At 46.0% G+C, this 18,752-nt stretch carries 19 protein-coding genes; 2 read left to right on the top strand and 17 right to left on the bottom strand.

Translation table 11 applies throughout. The features are described from left to right. The first annotated feature begins 105 nt into the window (after positions 1-105). Together vrrA and MJQ52_RS19065 are read left to right on the top strand one after the other, a co-directional pair. Positions 106-798, top strand: a complete 693-nt coding sequence (vrrA, locus tag MJQ52_RS19070) for a VrrA/YqfQ family protein (protein WP_094247725.1) — start codon at positions 106-108, stop codon at positions 796-798. A 122-nt stretch (positions 799-920) separates the two neighbouring features. Beyond that, the gene (locus MJQ52_RS19065) at positions 921-1,865 is read left to right on the top strand and encodes a 4-hydroxy-3-methylbut-2-enyl diphosphate reductase (RefSeq protein WP_069473508.1); all 945 of its coding nucleotides are present in this window, start codon (positions 921-923) and stop codon (positions 1,863-1,865) included. 21 nt (positions 1,866-1,886) lie between these two features. Here MJQ52_RS19065 and MJQ52_RS19060 read toward each other — a convergent pair whose 3' ends face one another. The 17 genes from MJQ52_RS19060 to MJQ52_RS18980 all read right to left on the bottom strand — a co-directional run bounded on the left by MJQ52_RS19060 (position 1,887) and on the right by MJQ52_RS18980 (position 18,736). Next, entirely contained in the window at positions 1,887-3,008 is a 1,122-nt protein-coding gene (locus MJQ52_RS19060; RefSeq protein WP_094247724.1) for a Nif3-like dinuclear metal center hexameric protein, read from the bottom strand. Then, complete coding sequence (locus MJQ52_RS19055; protein ID WP_094247931.1) at positions 3,001-3,705, bottom strand: tRNA (adenine(22)-N(1))-methyltransferase; 705 nt, start codon at positions 3,703-3,705, stop codon at positions 3,001-3,003. The genes MJQ52_RS19060 and MJQ52_RS19055 overlap by 8 nt, the downstream gene beginning before the upstream one ends. 125 nt (positions 3,706-3,830) lie before the next feature. Further along, a complete protein-coding gene (cccA, locus tag MJQ52_RS19050; protein WP_003152999.1) occupies positions 3,831-4,193 on the bottom strand; it encodes a cytochrome c550 in 363 nt (120 codons plus the stop codon). Positions 4,194-4,544: 351 nt separating this feature from the next. Continuing rightward, the gene (rpoD, locus tag MJQ52_RS19045) at positions 4,545-5,666 is read right to left on the bottom strand and encodes an RNA polymerase sigma factor RpoD (RefSeq protein WP_003152998.1); all 1,122 of its coding nucleotides are present in this window, start codon (positions 5,664-5,666) and stop codon (positions 4,545-4,547) included. A 192-nt stretch (positions 5,667-5,858) separates the two neighbouring features. Next, positions 5,859-7,670, bottom strand: coding sequence for a DNA primase (gene dnaG, locus MJQ52_RS19040; protein ID WP_007408290.1), 1,812 nt, complete (start codon positions 7,668-7,670; stop codon positions 5,859-5,861). 21 nt (positions 7,671-7,691) lie between these two features. Continuing rightward, positions 7,692-8,198: a YaiI/YqxD family protein gene (locus MJQ52_RS19035; protein WP_014418404.1), complete on the bottom strand. Its 507-nt coding sequence runs from the start codon at positions 8,196-8,198 to the stop codon at positions 7,692-7,694. A gap of 255 nt (positions 8,199-8,453) precedes the next feature. Then, complete coding sequence (locus MJQ52_RS19030) at positions 8,454-9,266, bottom strand: pyruvate, water dikinase regulatory protein (RefSeq protein ID WP_003152991.1); 813 nt, start codon at positions 9,264-9,266, stop codon at positions 8,454-8,456. A gap of 25 nt (positions 9,267-9,291) precedes the next feature. Continuing rightward, complete coding sequence (ccpN, locus tag MJQ52_RS19025) at positions 9,292-9,930, bottom strand: transcriptional regulator CcpN (protein ID WP_003152989.1); 639 nt, start codon at positions 9,928-9,930, stop codon at positions 9,292-9,294. A 100-nt stretch (positions 9,931-10,030) separates the two neighbouring features. Then, complete coding sequence (gene glyS / locus MJQ52_RS19020) at positions 10,031-12,070, bottom strand: glycine--tRNA ligase subunit beta (RefSeq protein WP_094247723.1); 2,040 nt, start codon at positions 12,068-12,070, stop codon at positions 10,031-10,033. Beyond that, the gene (gene glyQ, locus MJQ52_RS19015; protein ID WP_003152984.1) at positions 12,063-12,950 is read right to left on the bottom strand and encodes a glycine--tRNA ligase subunit alpha; all 888 of its coding nucleotides are present in this window, start codon (positions 12,948-12,950) and stop codon (positions 12,063-12,065) included. The genes glyS and glyQ overlap by 8 nt, the downstream gene beginning before the upstream one ends. 301 nt (positions 12,951-13,251) lie before the next feature. Then, positions 13,252-14,019 carry a DNA repair protein RecO gene (recO, locus tag MJQ52_RS19010; protein WP_003152982.1) on the bottom strand — a complete coding sequence of 256 codons (768 nt, stop codon included), beginning with the start codon at positions 14,017-14,019 and terminating at the stop codon, positions 13,252-13,254. Positions 14,020-14,055: 36 nt separating this feature from the next. After that, the gene (locus MJQ52_RS19005; RefSeq protein WP_007408286.1) at positions 14,056-14,199 is read right to left on the bottom strand and encodes a YqzL family protein; all 144 of its coding nucleotides are present in this window, start codon (positions 14,197-14,199) and stop codon (positions 14,056-14,058) included. 155 nt (positions 14,200-14,354) lie between these two features. Next, complete coding sequence (gene era, locus MJQ52_RS19000; RefSeq protein WP_007408285.1) at positions 14,355-15,260, bottom strand: GTPase Era; 906 nt, start codon at positions 15,258-15,260, stop codon at positions 14,355-14,357. Beyond that, the gene (locus MJQ52_RS18995; RefSeq protein WP_094247722.1) at positions 15,241-15,651 is read right to left on the bottom strand and encodes a cytidine deaminase; all 411 of its coding nucleotides are present in this window, start codon (positions 15,649-15,651) and stop codon (positions 15,241-15,243) included. The genes era and MJQ52_RS18995 overlap by 20 nt, the downstream gene beginning before the upstream one ends. Positions 15,652-15,774: 123 nt before the next feature. Next, a complete protein-coding gene (locus MJQ52_RS18990) occupies positions 15,775-16,149 on the bottom strand; it encodes a diacylglycerol kinase family protein (RefSeq protein ID WP_003152974.1) in 375 nt (124 codons plus the stop codon). Next, on the bottom strand, positions 16,130-16,603 hold the full coding sequence (gene ybeY, locus MJQ52_RS18985; protein ID WP_003152973.1) for an rRNA maturation RNase YbeY: 474 nt from the start codon (positions 16,601-16,603) through the stop codon (positions 16,130-16,132). Before ybeY ends, MJQ52_RS18990 begins: the two co-directional genes overlap by 20 nt. Beyond that, positions 16,604-18,736 (bottom strand): HD family phosphohydrolase, encoded by a 2,133-nt coding sequence (locus MJQ52_RS18980; RefSeq protein WP_015387990.1) that lies wholly within the window; start codon positions 18,734-18,736, stop codon positions 16,604-16,606. It lies immediately after the preceding gene. Positions 18,737-18,752 lie beyond the last annotated feature (16 nt).

The following is an 18,752-nucleotide window of genomic DNA, read 5'->3' as shown; positions in this document are numbered from 1 at the left end:
TTTAAAAACACCATGTCTTGGGGGAATCCTGTTTTCGAGACAGAAAAGCAAATGCCCCCTCCGATGCATATTGTAATAGCAGAGAGACAGAAAGGAGGTACAAGTATGTTTCCACAGCAGCCGATGAGAAATATGGCGCAGCAGGGCCGGCCGTTGATGAATCCGCGTATGAGGATGGGAGGAAGACCGTCATTGCCGGGCCGGCAGCTGATGCAGCAGGGCCGGCAGCTTTTCCCTCAGCAGCAGATTGCCGGAGCGGGCCTGAGAAACGCAGGCACGGGCGGCGGAGGGGGCTTAAAAGGGATGCTTTCCCGTTTTTTACCCGGTTCAGGAGGAGGAAGCGCAGCCGCGTCTGCACCGGCGGCCAGCGGAGGAGCAGGTGCAGGACTGCAGGGAATACAGAACCTGGCAAGTCCGGCATCCCTGTCGAGCATGCTCGGCAACGTTCAGAAGGTGCTCGGCGTGGCGCAGCAGGTTACGCCGATGATCCAGCAGTACGGTCCTTTAGTACGGAGTCTGCCCGCCATGATGAAGCTTTACAGCCAATTAAGCAGCAGCGATGATGAGAATGAATCTGACGAGACAAAAGAAACAGACGAACAGGACAAAAAGGATGAAGCCGAAAAAACAGATGAAACAGAAGATGAAAACAAATCAGACGCCTCATCCAAAACATCAAAGAAGACGTCAAAAAAAGCATCCGCTTCAAAAGAAAAAGACGCCGCACAGGCAGAATCAGCGGAACAGCCGCGTCCAAAAAGAACATCGGGCAGATCAAAGCCGAAATTATATATTTAACATTCTTTGATATCTCACGAAAGATTAGCTATAATGAGATCAGAAGAATGCAAGATTTGAGCCGTTTAACTACGGCTTTTTATATTGCCTCTACACTCACTTTTGATAGGAGGACATCTACATTGGACGTTATCAAAATATCGCCGCGCGGCTACTGTTACGGCGTTGTTGATGCCATGGTCATAGCCAAAAACGCGTCACTCGATAAAACATTGCCAAGACCTATATATATACTCGGAATGATTGTTCATAATAAGCATGTCACAGATGCGTTTGAGGAAGACGGCATTTACACGCTTGACGGCACAAACCGTCTGGAGATTTTAAAGAAGGTGGAAAAAGGAACCGTTATTTTCACAGCTCACGGGGTATCTCCGGAAGTAAGAAAAGCCGCTGAGGAAAAAGGGCTTGTTACGATTGACGCCACATGCCCGGACGTCACGAAAACACATGACTTAATCCGAAAAGTAAAAGCTGAAGGCTATCACGTCATATACATCGGCAAAAAAGGCCACCCCGAGCCTGAAGGAGCCGTCGGCGTCGCTCCTGAAATCGTTCATCTCGTTGAAACAGAAGAAGACGTGAGAAATCTCGATATTCAGGCTGAGAAATTAATCGTTACAAACCAAACGACAATGTCCCAGTGGGACGTCCACGATATTATGGAATCAGTCAAAGAAAAGTACCCGCACGTGGAATACCACCAGGAAATCTGCCTGGCCACACAGGTTCGTCAAGAAGCTGTATCAGAGCAGGCAAAAAAAGCGGACTTAACCATTGTTGTCGGCGATCCGAAAAGCAATAACTCCAACAGGCTGGCTCAAGTGTCAGAAGAAATCGCCGGAACAAAAGCCTACCGAATCGGAGACATCAGTGAACTGAAGCTCGAATGGCTGAAAGACGTCAATACCGTCGCCGTTACCGCGGGCGCATCAACACCGACACCGATTACAAAGGAAGTCATCCGCTTTTTAGAGCAGTTTGACCACAACGATGAATCGACATGGCAGCTTGAACACAGTGTGCCGCTCAAAAAAATCCTTCCGAAAGTAAAAATAAAAAACTGAGGCCCGGGGCCTCAGTTTTTTTTATAAGAAGGTAAATGGGTTTGTATCTGTTTCGGAAGCGAAAATGCGCACGTCATAGTTTTTCTCTACGGCCATTGCCGTAAGCTTCTCAGCCGTGCCTTTTCTCATGATCTTTTCAGCATAATGCCCCGGGTCCACGACGTTTAATCCCATCATCATCGCATCATGCGCTACATGAAAATAAAGGTCGCCCGTCACGTAAACATCTGCACCTTTCCGCTTTGCCTGATTAATATATTTATTTCCGTCGCCGCCAAGAACCGCGACTTTTTTCACCTTGCTGTTTCGCTCTCCGACCATCCGGACTCCGTTAACGTCAAACTTTTCTTTCACAAACAGAGCAAACTCTTCAAGCGTCATGTCCTGCTGAAGTTTTCCGATCCGGCCGAGGCCTTTTTCAAGCGGAGACTGCTCCACCGGATAAATATCATACGCCACCTCTTCATACGGATGGCTTTTTTTCAGCGCTTTTACGACGGTTTTCTCCATACTTGCCGGAAAAACGGTCTCAAGTCTCACTTCATGGACGAGTTCCAGCTCTCCCGTCTGTCCGATAAACGGGTCTGCCCCCTCCAGCGGCTTAAAGCTCCCGATTCCCTCAGAAGAGAACGCGCAATGGCTGTAATTGCCGATATGTCCCGCTCCGGCGTTGCCGAGCGCGGTTCTTACAGCTTCTTCATAATCTTTCGGAACGTATACGGCAAGTTTTTTCATCGGGTCCGAATATGTCGGGACGAGCACTTCTGTGTCTGTCAGACCGAGAGCTTCGGCAAGCAGATCGTTAACACCGCCGTCCGCTACATCAAGATTCGTATGAGCCGCATATACGGCAATATCATGCTTTATACATTTCTCAATCAGTCTTCCGCCCGGCTGATCAGTGGTGATCTGTTTAAGCGGCCGAAAAATCGGCGGATGGTGGGCGATAATTAAGTCAACTTTTTTCTCAATGGCTTCATCTACCGTTTGTTCCAGAACATCCAGTGTCACCATGACATTTTTCACCGGCTTATTCAATGTACCGATCTGCAGTCCGATTTTATCTCCTTCCACCGCATAAGCCTTCGGTGAAAATTGTTCAAACAGCTGGATGATTTCCTGTCCGTTCACATGTTTAGGCATGTCCGATTACCTCCTTCAGCAGAGAAATCCGCTCTTTCAATTCAGCTAATTTTTCATGATTTTCATGCTTTGCGCTGCGGCTGATCTGTTCATAAATTTGTTCAGTATGCTTAAGTTCCTGGCTCCATTTCCGAAGAAACACTTCGTTCCTCTCTTTTAATAAAAACGGACCCGCAAGCATTCCTGCAGCCATCGGCACGTCCCGATACGGCGCATCACGGTCGCCAGTTTCCGCAACGAGGATTTCATAACACTTTCCGTCTTCTTCGAGAATCACTTCATCAAGCAGTTCATAACCTTCCTGATACAGCCACTCTCTTATATGAACGGCATGAATATTCGGCTGCAGAATCAGCCGTTCACGCCCCGTCAATTTCGTTTTTCCCGACTCCAAAATATGAGCGACCAGCGCTCCGCCCATGCCAGCGATCGTAATGGCGCCGGCTTCTCCTTTTTCAAGGACGCTCAGCCCGTCACCTTTCCTTACGGAGATAAGAGTGCTTAAGTCCAGTTTTTCCACCTGCTGTTTGGCGGATAGAAACGGTCCGTCTGTAATTTCACCGGCGATTGCGCGGCTTGCCAAATGATTCAAAACGGCATAGCAAGGGAGGTACGCGTGGTCTGACCCGATATCAGCAACCAGGGCACCCGGAGGGATATATTCCGCCACAGACTGCAATCTTTTAGATAACTTCATTTCATTCACAATATCACAACTTTTCTCAGGTTCTTTTTCCTTTACTATCATATAAAAAAACCGCCCGAAATCCAAGCGGCGGATAGAGTTTTTCATATGTCTTTTATATAGGGACCGGTAAGGCTTTATTTAATGTCAGAAACCCATTTTGCCATGTCATCCAGCTTTTCGGCCGGCACAAGGCCCGCGGGCATCCCGTTGCCGCCTTTTTCAATTTTTGTTTTAATCTCAGCGACATCTTTTCTTTTGCCGACGCCTTTTAAGTTCGGCCCTGACACACCTTCATAGTTTTCCCCGTGACAGGTGATACAGTTCGCTTTATAAATCTCTTCAGGTGAAGCGTTTGCAGTTTCCTTCTCGGCATTTTTGCTTTCACCGCCGCTTGCGATCTGATGCGCATCTCCATTGCCTTTTACAGCTAAAAAGAAAGTCAGCCCTATTCCCAGCACTGCAATGAGCAAAAAAGGAATCAGCGGATTCCACTTCATATCTCCATCCCCCTTTTTCATTCTCCCCCTATGTAAACACTTCTAATTCTAACTTATTTTTACAAAAAGTAAATGGTCTTGCTCAGCAATTTCATTGATTTCACAATTTATACAAAAAGCAAAAATAACTGTTTTGTTTATCACAAAATTATCTTTATTCTATTGTATAATGAATTGTATACGCTTACAATAAAGAATATAAAATAAACTTATCTCATTTTCCCTCTTTCAGGACATGCCGCATTTTTTCCGAACCCATTTGCAAAACATATGCTTATCCAGTAAAATAAAGGTATATTATCCATATATCTTATACATAAAAAAGAACGGATCAAAAAGACCCGTTCCATTCTATTCGAGAAAATCCTTCAGACGTTTGCTTCTGCTCGGATGTCTCAATTTACGAAGCGCTTTTGCTTCAATTTGGCGAATACGCTCTCTCGTTACTCCAAACACTTTGCCGACTTCTTCTAAAGTTCTTGTGCGTCCGTCATCCAGACCGAAACGGAGACGCAGCACGTTTTCTTCACGATCTGTCAACGTATCCAGCACATCTTCCAGCTGTTCTTTTAAAAGCTCATATGCCGCATGATCCGACGGAGATGTCGCTTCCTGGTCTTCGATGAAATCACCGAGATGTGAGTCGTCTTCTTCACCGATCGGCGTTTCTAAAGAAACTGGCTCTTGAGCAATTTTTAATATTTCACGGACTTTTTCAGGCGTAAGATCCATGTCTTCAGCAATCTCTTCCGGTGTCGGCTCTCTGCCAAGATCCTGAAGAAGCTGACGCTGCACCCGGATTAATTTGTTGATGGTTTCCACCATATGAACCGGGATACGGATTGTTCTCGCCTGGTCAGCGATGGCGCGTGTAATCGCCTGTCTGATCCACCAAGTCGCATACGTACTGAATTTATATCCTTTACGGTAGTCAAACTTCTCAACGGCTTTCATGAGACCCATGTTTCCTTCTTGGATCAAGTCTAAGAAAAGCATGCCGCGGCCGACATACCGTTTAGCAATGCTGACAACTAAACGAAGGTTTGCTTCAGCCAGTCTGCGTTTAGATTCCTCGTCACCCTCTTCAATTTTTTGAGCGTAGGTGATTTCTTCTTTAGCAGAAAGAAGATTTACCCGTCCGATTTCCTTAAGGTACATGCGGACTGGATCATTGATCTTTACGCCAGGCGGTACGCTGAGGTCATTAAGGTCAAATTCTTCTTCGGCTTTGGCAAGCTGTTGAATATTAGGATCTTCCGTTTCTTCATTTTCACTAATTAATTCAACACCTTGTTCTCCTAAAAATTCATAATACTCATCCATTTGGTCTGATTCAATTTCAAAGCTGGACATGCGTTCAGCAATTTCTTCATATGTTAAAACACCACGTTTTTTTCCAGTTTCAGTAAGCTGCTCTTTTACCTGGTCTAATGTAAGTTCTGTTTCTGTTTCGTGGGTTTGTTTATCAGCCATTATGGATCCCTCCTTCCAAAGCTTGCAACGAATTCTAAAAGCGGTATGTTTCTTATCCGCCCCGGAAGCCTTCTCTCTTTTTCAGCATGCAGGGCTGCGGATAATAAATGACAATTCATGATGAGGTTAAGCGATCTATTTGCTCCTCCGCAAGGAATCATTGCCAATCAGAACGCAAGCCTCTTTTTGGTGTTACTTTAATGATCGGTTCAATGCAACAATTTCTTGAGCCAGAGACGCAGCTTTCACGAAGTCTTTCTGCCTCTCCGCATCCGCTCTTTCTGCTTCTTTTTCCTTTATCATTGACCATTTTCGGTGATCCAACACTTTTTTTACGTAATCGGATAACTCGGCCTCTGAGAGCTCCTCGTTTACTTGGAGCATCCCTATATCTGAAAGCAGCTGGCTGATTTCCTCATCCTGCATTCTCGCCATAAGATGCTGCGGCGTCATGTCAGCACCCTCTTCATAAACAGCGTACAGGTATGCTGCCAGCGCACGATGTCCGTCAATGTTAAATTCAAAGCCGACACGCTCAATCACTTTCTTTATGACGTTTCGGTCTCTCAGCATATGAGCGAGCAGAAGTCTTTCCGCGTTCTCATATGCGGGACGGAGACGGCGCCGTTTCGCTTTTGTCGTCACCCGGGCCCGTCTTGTCTGCGGTTCGGCGTTTTTGTCGCCGGGGGCGTTTTGTCTGGCGTAGATGGAAAGCTGTTCCGTCAAAGATTCTACCGAAAGAGAAAATTCAGAGGCGAGCTGCTTCACATACATTTCCTGCTCAAGCGACCCGGAAAGAGCGCTGATTTCTTTCAGCACTTCTTTCATGTAAGCGAGCCGGTCTCCTTCGTCAGATAAGTTTTTCCCTTTGCGGAAATATTGCATTTTAAAAGCCATGACCGTAACGCTTGCATCAATGATATCGGTCCGGAATTTTTCTCCGCCCCGGGTTCTGATATAATCATCAGGATCAAGCCCGTCAGGCAGCATGCTTACTCTTACCTTACAATCGGCTTTCTGGAGCAGGCCGGCCGCTTTCAGCGTAGCTTCGTACCCGGCTTTATCCGAATCGTAGCAGAGAATGACCTCCTGAACATTTCTTCTGAGGATTTTCACATGCTCTTCGGTGAGCGACGTCCCCATTGTGGCGATACTTTCTTTTACGCCTGAGCTGACGGCGGATATGACGTCAGCGAAGCCTTCAAACAGAACGGCTCTCTCCTCTTTCCTGATCGGCAGGCGCGCCTTATGAAAGTTATACAGCAGCTTAGATTTATGAAACAGCGGCGTTTCCGGGCTGTTCATATACTTCGGCTGCTGGCTTCCGAGCGCCCTTCCTGAAAAAGCCGCCACGGCTCCGTGGTGATCATGAATGGGAAACATAATTCTGTTTCTGAAACGGTCAAAATACCCGCTGCCGTCTTCCCTTCTGATCAGCAGACCCGCTTTTTCCATCAGTTCTTCCTCAAAACCGCGCTTTTTCAAGAATTTCGTCATGAAATCCCAGGAATCCAGCGCGTAGCCGATTTCAAACTCATCTATGAGCTCTTTCGTAAAACCCCTTGATAAAAGGTAATCTAACGCTTCCTGGCCTTCCTTTGTATTTATTAGCAAATGATGGTAAAATTTCTTCAGAAGCTCGTGGGCTTCCGCCATCTTCTGCTCTCCGGAAGATTCCGGCCTGGATGCAGAGTGAATCGTTATATCATCAGGGAAATCAATCTGATATTTATCCGCAAGGTGAGAAACAGCTTCCGTAAATGAATAGCCTTCCATCTGCCGTAAGAAAGAGAAAACGTTCCCGCCCGCTCCGCATCCGAAGCAATGAAAGATCTGCTTATCGCTGGAGACGGAAAACGAGGGCGTGTTTTCCCCGTGAAACGGACAGAGCCCAAAGTAGTTGCGGCCTTGCTTTTTCAATTGGACATAATCACCTATGACTTCAACAATGTCTGCTGACTGCTGCACCTGATTAACTACTTCATCTGGTATGCGGTTTCCCATCTTATAACACTCCGTCGTACATTATTCGATGTTTTGATTTGAAATCCCTTCATCATTCGACAGGATTTTTTTAAGCAGGGTAACAAATCGATTCCGATCTTCTTTATTTAATTTTTTAGGTCCTTTGGAATGAATGCCGCTTCTTCTCATTTTGCCTGACATATGACGGCTCATCAGAGCGAAGTCAATCGTGTCTTCAGTATAAGAACGGCCCCTTTCCGATAAGACGGCAATATTTCTGTTCAGCAAAAGAGATGCTAAACCGATATCCTGCGTGACTACGACGTCTCCCGATCTCACATGGTTTGCGATATATAAATCTGCCGCTTCTTTATGAGGATCAACGTATACCCAGTTCTCGTCTTTGCTTCTGGAAAGCTGGTAGTGTTCAAATGATGCGACGAAAATAACCCGAACGCTGAATTGCGATGCAATGAGCATTATTTCCTCTTTTACGGGGCATGCGTCTGCATCGACAAAAATCGTCTTTTCTTTTTCATTTAGAAGACTAATTCTCCATCCCTCCATCAATCTCCTGCATAAAAACAAGCGAAATCGCATATGCTCCATGACTGCGGATCTATTTTGAGCTTTGTCGAAAAATTTCCGGGAGTTATTCTTGACATCTTACCCATAATAGTTTATTCGTATCACACGAAGCTTAAACCTAAAAATAAACATTTTATCACAATTTTTTATTATAATACAAACTTCGCGAAGATGCCATCCTTTTTGTTTATTCCCTATTTGCATACCCAAAAACCCAGGATAAAGCGTCCTGAGTTATCGGCCCTTTGTTTTGAGATGATGAATGATGTTCGCTGTTTCTTCGACTGCTTTATTCGAAACGTCAACGACTTGGCAGCCGATCCGGTCCACGATTTTCTCAAAATACTCCAGCTCTTCTTTAATTCTGTTGATATTGGCGTAAATGGCTTTGTCATTTAAGCCGAGAGATTTTAACCGTTCTTTACGTATATGGTTCAGTTTATCAGGGCTGATTTTTAAGCCGATACATTTTTTCGGATCAACGCTGAACAGTTCTTCCGGCGGATCGACCTCAGGAACGATCGGCACATTGGCCACTTTCAGACGCTTATGGGCAAGATATTGTGATAATGGGGTTTTAGACGTTCTGGATACTCCGAGCAGGATGATATCGGCTTTTAAAATGCCTCTTGGATCTCTGCCATCGTCATATTTGACGGCAAACTCGATCGCCTCGACCTTTTTGAAATAATCTTCATCAAGCTGGCGGACGCGGCCGGGCTCATATTTGGCGGTCAGACCGTAAGCCGATTCCATTTTATCGATGAGCGGACCGATAATATCGTAATACAGCACATTCGCTTTTTCCGCTTGTTCAACCAGGTATTTGCGCATTTCAGGAACAACGAGCGTAAAACAAATAATGCCGCCGTCCGCTTTGGCGAGAGACACGACTTCATTAATGGTGCCGATATCTTCCACATAAGGTATTCTTCTGATATGCGTATCATCGGCTGAGCCGTTAAACTGGCTGAGCGAGGCTTTTACAACGAGTTCGGCGGTTTCTCCGACTGAGTCTGATACTACATAAATGATGCGATTGTCCATGTTATCCCCCCGTTAGTTTTCAAGCTTATATGATTTCATTTTCTGATAAACTGACAAGTATCTTAGTCATATTCGTTTTGGTAAACCGGCCGATGACCTCAAAGCCTTTATCCGTATCTTTAATAACGGGCAGGGCATCGATCTGTTTTTCAATTAAATACTTGGCGATGTCCATCACATAATCATCACGCCGGCAGACGGCGATATTCGGCATTCTTGTCATGATAATATGAACCGGTATTGAGGCAAGTTCCTGCTGGCCGATGCTCGCCCGCAGCAAATCTTTGCGTGACAGCACACCGACTAAGACAGCATCACGATCTACGACAAATAACGTGCCGACATCTTCTAAAAACATGGTGCAGATGGCATCGTATACCGAGACATTTTCATTGATGACAACAGGGATCGATTGAAAATCTTTCACTTGCAGCTTTTTCAATTTATCCGCAAGCAGCTGATTTCCCGTTTTCCCCGTATAAAAATAACCGACCCGCGGACGGGCCTCTAAGAAGCCTGACATGGTGAGTATGGCCAAGTCCGGCCGCAGCGTGGCCCTCGTTAAATTGAGCTGCTCTGCGATATGCTCTCCGGTAATCGGGCCGTTTTCCTTTACAATCTGTAAAATTTGTTCTTGCCGTTTATTTAATTCGATCGTACTCACCACCTTTATGGAAGGGTTTCTTTATCTATGTTTTCATTCTGTGATGTTTATGTAAAAGGGGAAAAGACGATTGCCGATCACACAGCAACCGTCTTTTTCTTTATTTTACAATAAGATGATTCATATTAGCAAAAGACTTGATCACATCTGCAAGAGCGGTCATTTGCGCTAAACGGTTGGTTTTTAATGCTTCATCGTCCGCATTTACCATCGTGTGATTAAAGTAATCTTCGATCGGCTCTTTTAATCCGCTGAGCACGGCAAGCGCCTGTTCATAGTTTTTGGAGGCAAAGCTTTCCGCGACACTGTCTTTTGTTTTTTCATAAGCGTCAAACAGCTTTTTCTCCTGTTCATTTTCAAACAGATCCGGCTTGATATCGCGGCTCTCGCCTTTTTTGCTGATGGAGATAACCCGGCCGAGTGATTCAGCCGTTTCTTTAAAGCCGGGTGTGCCGAGGTGCTTCTCAAGCACTCTTGCCTTATGAACGGCTGCATACGGCTCAAGTTCTGTGCTGTCCAGAACGGCTTCAATAACGTCATGACGGATGTCTTCAGCGTTTAAGACGTATTTCAGACGCTGTGTAAAGAAATCAAGGAGCTCATTTTCTTTTTCCGTTTCTGTCAACGACAGCAGTTCTTTAAAAGAAATGCCCCAGTTGCGGTCGATCAGAATGGAAACAATGCCGCTTGCCTGACGGCGCAATCCGTACGGATCCTGAGAACCTGTCGGAATTACGTCAATGCTGAAGAAGGAAGCAATCGTGTCCAGTTTATCAGCTAACGCCACGACCGCGCCGGTAAAGGTTGAAGGCACTTCTCCCCCGGCCGCTCTCGGCATATAGTGCTCATTGACAGCGGCAGCGACGGCTTCATCTTCACCGAGCATGCGCGCATATTTTTCTCCCATCACGCCTTGAAGCTCAGGGAACTCATAGATCATATGTGTAACCAGGTCAAATTTAGAAATCTCTGCGGCGCGCTTCACAAGTTTTTGCGTCTGTTCATCCGCTTTCAGGCGGACGGCAAGTTTGCCCGCAATGGTGACCACTCTTCTCACTTTATCCCCGAGGGAGCCGAGCTCTTCATGGAAAACGATATTTTCCAGTTTCTTCACGTTTTCATCAATGTTCAGCTTTTGGTCTTCTTTGTAGAAGAACGCAGCATCTGAAAGCCTTGCTCTCAGCACTTTCTCGTTTCCGCGGGCAACATTTTCAATTGCATGGCTGTTCCCGTTTCGCACCGTAATAAAATGAGGAAGCAGATTCCCGTTTTCATCTTTTACCGGGAAGTAGCGCTGATGCTCTTTCATTGTTGTCACGAGCACTTCTTCAGGGATAGAAAGAAACTCGGATTCAAAAGATCCGTAAAGCGCCGTCGGATATTCCACCAGATGGTTGACTTCGTTCAGCAGATCCTCATCGACCGGAATGTTCCATTTCTTCTTGGCCGCAAGCGCATCCAGCTGGCTTTGGATCATTTGTTTGCGTTCTTTCGGGTCAGCAATGACGCTTTGTTCTTTCAGCAGCTTTTCGTATGATGACGGCGCATCAACAGATACTTCTTGGCCGAGAAAGCGGTGTCCCTGCGTGTTCCGGCCCGTCTCGACATTTGTGATTTCAAACGGAATGACGTCTTTTCCAAAGAGGGCGGCAATCCATTTGATCGGACGGATATAGCGCAGATCCTGCGTGCCCCAGCGCATGTTTTTCGGAAAATGCATTCCGGCAATCAAATTTTCCAGCTGCGGTAAAAGTGTCTTCGTCTCTTGTCCCGCCTGGAATTTTTGAACGAAGACATATTCCGTGCCGTTTACATCTTTTATATACAGGTCATCCACTCCGGCGCCTTGGCCTTTTGAAAATCCGATAGCGGCTTTTGTCCAGTTTCCGTCAGCATCCAGAGCGATTTTTTTCGCAGGGCCTTTTGCTTCTTCCTGAATATCAGCCTGTTTTTCTGCTACGTCTTTTATATATACTGCCAGACGTCTCGGCGTATTAAAAAGTTTCACTTCGCCGTGGGCGATATTTTTTTCAGCAAGCCAGCCGGTCAGCTTTTCACCGAGCTGCACTATGCTGTCATGTAAAAACCGCGCCGGCATTTCCTCGAGTCCGATCTCTAAAAGCAAGTCTTGTTTACTCATGGGAAGAGCCCTCCTCTTTAAGCATTGGGAACCCTAATTTTTCCCGTTCTTCATAATACGTTTTTGCCACTTTTCTCGCTAAGTTGCGGACACGGCCGATATATCCCGTCCGCTCTGTCACCGAGATCGCGCCTTTTGCATCAAGCAGATTAAATGTGTGAGAGCATTTCAGCACATAATCATAGGCCGGATGCACAAGCCCGTTATCCATTTGTCTGATCGCTTCTTTTTCATAGGTGCTGAACAAATGGAAAAGCATATCCACGTCAGATGTTTCAAAAGTATAAACGGAATGCTCGTATTCAGCCATCATAAATAAATCTTTCACAGTAAATCCTGACGTCCATTCAAGATCAAAGACGTTTTCTTTATCCTGAATATATGACGCGAGACGTTCAATACCATATGTGATCTCAACGGACACCGGTTTACATTCAATTCCGCCCACCTGCTGGAAATATGTAAACTGAGTAATTTCCATCCCGTCAAGCCATACTTCCCAGCCGAGACCTGCACAGCCTAAAGACGGGTTTTCCCAGTTGTCTTCTACGAAACGGATATCATGTTCAAGCGGGTCAATGCCGAGCGCACGCAATGAATCAAGGTAAAGCTCTTGAATGTTATCAGGCGACGGCTTAATAATGACTTGGAATTGGTGATGCTGATAGAGCCTGTTCGGGTTTTCACCGTACCGTCCGTCCGCAGGCCGTCTGGACGGCTCAACGTAAGCCACTCTCCACGGCTCCGGCCCGATGCTTCGTAAAAATGTATACGGGCTCATTGTGCCTGCGCCTTTCTCCACATCATACGACTGCATGAGCACACAGCCTTCATTCGACCAGTGCTTCTGCAAGGTTAAAATCATATCTTGAATGTTCATTTCAAGCACCTCCACTTTCTCCATTCTTTTACAAGTGCGGCGGCAACCAAAAAACTCCCGTCTCTATGCTTGCCGGCCGCAAACATAGGGACGAGAGTTCTCCCGCGGTTCCACCCTAGTTGCTGAGGATGTGAATCACTCAGCCTCTTTTTAAAGGGTTGCTCGAGAATGCCTTTCGTTGCGCGCTCATCCTTAGCTTACACTGTCCTAAGGTCGCTTGTATGAGTTGGACGCAAGTACTTCTTTCTGTCACTGCAACATATTTTATAATAAATGATCATATAAAAAGATGGGCAGAATGTCAACTTTTGTTTTCATCCAAAAGGTTCTTCATGCTTTCCATCTGGTCTAAAAACCGTTTTGACTTTAAATAAAGTCCTGAATATTCCTCGTAATACAGATCAATGACCTGTTTAATTTCGTTTTTGGTTTCCTGTTTTAACGAGACGCTGCCGAGCCTTCCGATATCAAAGTAATAAAAAAGCCTTAGCAGCCTAGCCGTTTGCGGCGAAATCGGAACTCTGTACGGATCCTTTTCAAAGCAGCGGTGGCAGATAAAACCGTTATCTCTTATCGAAAAATGAAACGTCCCTTCCCCGCTTTTGCAGTGGACACAATGATTCAGCTCCGGATACAGCCCCATGACGCCGAGCATTTTCATCTGCACGATGAAGGTGATCACGTCCGGGTCAGTCCCGTCATTCAGCCTCTTAAAGGATTCGAGAATCAATTCGAATAAATAGGGGTTCGGTTTCTTCTCTTCCGTTCCTTTGTCAGTGAGTTCAGCGATAAAAGCGGCATACGCCGTCAAAAATAAATCTTCTCTGATCGTTCTCATGCTGAGAATCATTTCACCCTGCTGGAGCGTGCCGAGTCCGGATGTTCTTTGCATTAAAAATGATCCGTACAAAAACGGCTGGCTGACTGCTGACAGCCGGCTGGCTGACTTCCTGGCGCCCCTTGCCATGACGCCGATTTTGCCGTGTTCCCTCGTCAGCAATGTCACGATTTTATTCGTCTCCCCGTAGTCATTCGTACGGAGCACGATTCCTTCACATTTAGTCAGCATTTCCGCACCTTCCAACAACGGGAGGGGCCAAGAGGTTTACAAAATTGGAAAATCAATTCGGGCTAGCTCATCTTCCGGTTCTTCGGGTCTTTCCAGGTTCTCTTTTTCCAGTTCTTTAAAAAGAAGGTACGTATCAACACTTCCTGTTTGAGAAAATACGTTCCAGGTAAAATTCAACACAAAAAACCCACCTTTCATCATTAAACTAGCTTGCCAATCCAAATTCTTACCCTTATCTTGACCTGATGTCCTCCTTTTCATGTTAAACAAATTTTGCTAACGAAACCCTGTTTCTGTGAGGTAATCCCACACATCAGGCATGCGCTTTAGATGAATTAATATTCATCCTCTTTGAAGCCGAAATCACGCAGCTGAGACATTTTATTCCGCCAGTCCTTCTGCACTTTCACCCATAATTCGAGGTAAACGCGTGAACCCAGCAGCGCTTCAATATCAGCCCGCGCTCTTTTGCCGACTTCTTTCAGAAGCGCTCCTTTTTTCCCGATGACGATCCCTTTTTGAGAATCCCGCTCGACCACAATGGTGGCGGCGACATGGACGGAGCCGTTCTCCTGCCCTTTAATGGACTCGATAGCGACAGCGATGCTGTGCGGCACTTCTTCCCTTGTCAGATGGAGCACCTTTTCCCTGATCAGTTCAGAAATAATGAACCGCTCGGGATGGTCAGTCACCTGATCGCTCGGATAGAACTGAGGCCCTTCCGGTAAATACGCTTCAATCTGCGCGAGAAGGGTTTCGACGTTGTTCCCTTCCAAAGCTGAGATCGGCACGATTTCTTTAAACGGATAGCGCGTACGGTACTCATCAATTAAAAGAAGCAGCTGGTCGGGGTGGATCTTATCAATTTTGTTTACGATCAGAAAGACCGGCGTGGACGTCTGTCCGAGCTTTTCAATGATAAACTCGTCGCCCTTTCCGTACCCTTCTTCGGCGTTAATCATAAATAACACCAAGTCAACTTCTTTCAGCGTATTCTGCGCCACTTTCATCATAAAGTCGCCAAGCTTGTGCTTTGGTTTGTGAATGCCCGGTGTATCAATAAAAATAGTCTGCGACGTGCCGGTTGTCAGTACCCCTTGGACTTTATTTCTTGTCGTCTGGGGTTTGTCGCTCATGATGGCGATCTTTTGACCGATGACCCTGTTTAAAAAGGTAGACTTTCCTACGTTCGGTCTTCCGATGATAGATACAAATCCTGATTTAAAGCTTTCGTTCGTCATGTAAATCCTCCGATGAAAATGCGCCCGGCAATAATTCTTCCGCAGTCATTTCTTTTATTTGTCCTTGTAAGTTGGTCAGAATAACAAGCATATCCTTTGAGCACAGCTCGGAAATTACTTGTCTGCAGGCTCCGCACGGCGAAATCGGTCCCGGAGTATCCGCAGCCACGGCGAGCATCGCAAATTCCGTATCCCCCTCGGAAACAGCTTTGAATATCGCCGTGCGTTCAGCACAGTTGCACATGCTGTATGCCGCATTTTCAATGTTGCAGCCTCTGTACACTTTTCCGTCTTTGGTAAGAAGAGCGGCTCCCACTCTGAAATTTGAATACGGCACATACGCTGTGTCCCGTGCTTTTAATGCTTCTGCAATCAATTCTTGTCTGTTCATGTGTACTTAATTCCTCTCTTACCTTTATCCTGTATGATACCGCTGTCACTTTTATTTTACATAATTATGATCGATTTTTCACGCCCATTTTTGGCAATGTAAAATAATTGTAAGAATCTTCTGCTAACATATCTTCGGCAGGAAGATGAGTAAACCAATGATACACGATATCACGGCAAAGACGCAAACGGCTCCGGCGGCCGCGTCCTTTGCCGCTTTTGCGAGCGGGTGATACTGATCGGTAACTAAATCCACAACATGCTCTATCGCCGTATTTAAAAGCTCCAAAGCAAGCATCCCTCCGATCAGCACCAAAACAACGGCCCATTCGGCTGTGCTCAGCCCGGTGAGAAAACCGCAAACGATAACGGCGCAGGCCGCGGTAATATGAAATTGAAAATTCCGCTCTGACCGCGCCGTTTTCCAGATTCCCCTCCATGCATGGACAAAGCTCTTCAGGAACCTGCTCCACTCATTTTTATGATCTCGTGAGTCCATACTCATCCAGCAAATCCTTTTGCTTTGAAAACATTTCTTCCTCTTCTTCTTTTGTCATGTGATCATAGCCAAGCAAATGCAAAAAGCCGTGCACGGCCAGAAAACCGAGCTCTCTCATAAACGAATGGCCGTACTCTTCCGCCTGCTCTTTCGTTCTGTCTGCGCTGATGATAATATCTCCTAAAACAGGCGGCATGTCGGCGCCTACGATTTCAACCTCGTCTTCGCCTTCTTCTTCAAGCGCAAACGAAATGACGTCAGTCGGAGTGTCTTTTCCCCGGTAGTCTCTGTTGATTTCTCTGATTTCTTCATTTGTCACAATCGTGACCGATACTTCAGCCTGATCCTGAACGCCTTCTTTTTCCGCCGCGAATTGGAGCAGCTTCTCCACTTCTTGGAGCGCATCAGCTGAGACGCTGTTCGTTTCATCAACAATATCTATGAGTAAACCCATTTATTTCACCTTCTTCGTAGCCTCCGGATATTCAATCCGGGAGTGGAAAATTCCTTTTAAAGTCGCACATAGTGTTTTGGCGATCGTATCCAGTTCTCGGAACGTGAGATCACATTCTGAGAATTGTCCGTCCTGAAGCTTATCGGATATAATTCCCCGCACCAGTTTTTCGATCCGCTCGGGATTGGGATTATGCATGGAACGGACGGCGGCTTCAACGCTGTCGGCCACTGAGATAATAGCCGCTTCTTTCGATTGCGGCTTCGGCCCCGGGTAGCGGAACTCTTTCTCTGTAATCTGGTCGCCCTTTTCTTTCGCTTTATAATAAAAGAATTTTAAAAGGGACGTTCCGTGATGCTGCTCCGCGATATCCACAAGCTCTTTCGGAAACTTATAGCTTCTGAGCATATTCGCACCGTCTGTCGTATGTGCGATAATGATATTTTTGCTGAGCTGCGGAGACAGCTTGTCATGCGGATTATCCATATTCATCTGATTTTCAATAAAATATTGCGGACGTTTCGTTTTGCCGAGATCGTGATAATACGCTCCGACCCGTGCCAAAAGACCGTTTGCCCCTACGGCTTCACAAGCCGCTTCCGACAGATTTGCCACCATGACGCTGTGATGATATGTACCGGGTGTTTCCGTTAAAATCTTTCGAAGCAGGGGATGATTCGGATTAGACAGTTCAATCAGCCTCATCGTTGAAAGAATGCCGAATCCCGTCTCAAAAAACGGCATCAGACCGATAATTAAAACGGATGAAGCAAGTCCCGAGACGACCCCCATCAGCATCAGCGTTCCGATTTCAACAGGTGACAGCGCCGTATTTTGTATTAATAAAAGCGACAGCACGATAATCATATTAATAAATGAGACGAACAGTCCCGCCTGCAATATTTTTGATCTCGCATTGTGTTTCCCCAAAAACAGAATGCCTGAAATGCTGCTGATTAAATAGTAAATGCCGATGACGTAATTAAATGTTCCCGTCACACCCTGATTAAACATCATACTGCCGCAGATCGCCAGAATGATGCTTCCTAAAATGGCGAGCCTTTCATTGAGCAGCAGCCTGATTAAAATCGCGCCGGCGGCGATCGGCACAAGATAGCCGATATTGGTGTATTCAATCTTCTGAAAGAGACTGACGACTTCCATAATGACGAGAATAAGCGTTGTAATGATAGAAAACAGCAAAAGAGATTTATTTTTCAGCTTAAGCTCCTGCTGCTGTTTCTCAAAATAGTAGACAAGCGTGGCAATAAACAGCCCGATCATCAGAAGCAGACCGCTGATCGGTTTTAACAGGTTGGAATTATTCAAAAGCCCCGTCAGTTCAAGCTTCCTGTATACTTCCCGGTCGATCAGATCATTCTCTTCCACGAGAACCTGTCCCTGTTTGATCTGTACCGGCTGGACGCTGTCTGACGCTTCCTGGCGTTTTTCATCCGTCGCTTTCGGATCAAATACGTAATTCGGGATGACCGCGTATTTTCCGATTTCAGTCGCAGCCGCTAAATATTTTGACGGCACAGAAGCGCTTTTGAGCTCTTTTGCGACCTTATCCTTCGCTTCGGCAAGCTTTTCAGAAGGAATTTCACTGCTCATCACCGTATTCACCGCGGTAATGACGGAATCCCTCACAAATGAGAAATCTTCATTGTTTGCATGGAGAAGCGATTTAATGGCATCTTCCGAGACGGATTCATTGACATCCTGTGTCAGCTTGTTTTTCACCGATTTGACCAGTGATTTTTCCGAAGGTGACTTTTTGTCTTTTTCCGCATCTTTTTTCACTTCGCCGATGCTGTCAAAAATGGAAGTGATCAGGTCAAGCCGGTTGTCGGTATAGCCTTTTTTCAGAGTGTATTGATCTTCCACCGCATCTTCGGCCGCCTGTTTTTTCGATTCCGTCGCCTGCTGATCTTCCACTGTGGCGGGCGCGTAAATCGTCTTATCACTGACTGAAAACAAATCCAAATTAAGTGATTCAGGTTTTACATGAATAAAGAGCAAACCAAACATGATCGCTGAAAGCAGCAGGTACAGCAGCACATGGGCTGAGCGGGCATGTCTGAAACTGCGGAACCGTTCCCGGGCGCTTTTGCCCTTTCCCTTCTTTTTCAAAACAAGAACCTCCTCC

It is taken from the genome of Bacillus sp. jun7, from assembly GCF_051034795.1.
In the GTDB taxonomy this organism is placed as follows: Bacteria; Bacillota; Bacilli; order Bacillales; family Bacillaceae; genus Bacillus; species Bacillus velezensis.
This window is presented reverse-complemented; position numbering and strand designations above follow the sequence as displayed.

Excerpts from the sequence above, each read along its gene's own strand:
- glyS (WP_094247723.1), bottom strand. The coding sequence starts at position 12,070 with ATGAGTAAACAAGACTTGCTTTTAGAGATCGGACTCGAGGAAATGCCG.
- MJQ52_RS18990 (WP_003152974.1), bottom strand. The coding sequence starts at position 16,149 with ATGGACTCACGAGATCATAAAAATGAGTGGAGCAGGTTCCTGAAGAGC.
- MJQ52_RS18995 (WP_094247722.1), bottom strand. The coding sequence starts at position 15,651 with ATGAACAGACAAGAATTGATTGCAGAAGCATTAAAAGCACGGGACACA.
- era (WP_007408285.1), bottom strand. The coding sequence starts at position 15,260 with ATGACGAACGAAAGCTTTAAATCAGGATTTGTATCTATCATCGGAAGA.
- glyQ (WP_003152984.1), bottom strand. The coding sequence starts at position 12,950 with ATGAACATTCAAGATATGATTTTAACCTTGCAGAAGCACTGGTCGAAT.
- MJQ52_RS19030 (WP_003152991.1), bottom strand. The coding sequence starts at position 9,266 with ATGGACAATCGCATCATTTATGTAGTATCAGACTCAGTCGGAGAAACC.
- ybeY (WP_003152973.1), bottom strand. The coding sequence starts at position 16,603 with ATGGGTTTACTCATAGATATTGTTGATGAAACGAACAGCGTCTCAGCT.
- vrrA (WP_094247725.1), top strand. The coding sequence starts at position 106 with ATGTTTCCACAGCAGCCGATGAGAAATATGGCGCAGCAGGGCCGGCCG.
- rpoD (WP_003152998.1), bottom strand. The coding sequence starts at position 5,666 with ATGGCTGATAAACAAACCCACGAAACAGAAACAGAACTTACATTAGAC.
- MJQ52_RS19055 (WP_094247931.1), bottom strand. The coding sequence starts at position 3,705 with ATGAAGTTATCTAAAAGATTGCAGTCTGTGGCGGAATATATCCCTCCG.
- recO (WP_003152982.1), bottom strand. The coding sequence starts at position 14,019 with ATGCTGACTAAATGTGAAGGAATCGTGCTCCGTACGAATGACTACGGG.
- cccA (WP_003152999.1), bottom strand. The coding sequence starts at position 4,193 with ATGAAGTGGAATCCGCTGATTCCTTTTTTGCTCATTGCAGTGCTGGGA.
- MJQ52_RS19060 (WP_094247724.1), bottom strand. The coding sequence starts at position 3,008 with ATGCCTAAACATGTGAACGGACAGGAAATCATCCAGCTGTTTGAACAA.
- dnaG (WP_007408290.1), bottom strand. The coding sequence starts at position 7,670 with ATGGGAAACCGCATACCAGATGAAGTAGTTAATCAGGTGCAGCAGTCA.
- MJQ52_RS19035 (WP_014418404.1), bottom strand. The coding sequence starts at position 8,198 with ATGGAGGGATGGAGAATTAGTCTTCTAAATGAAAAAGAAAAGACGATT.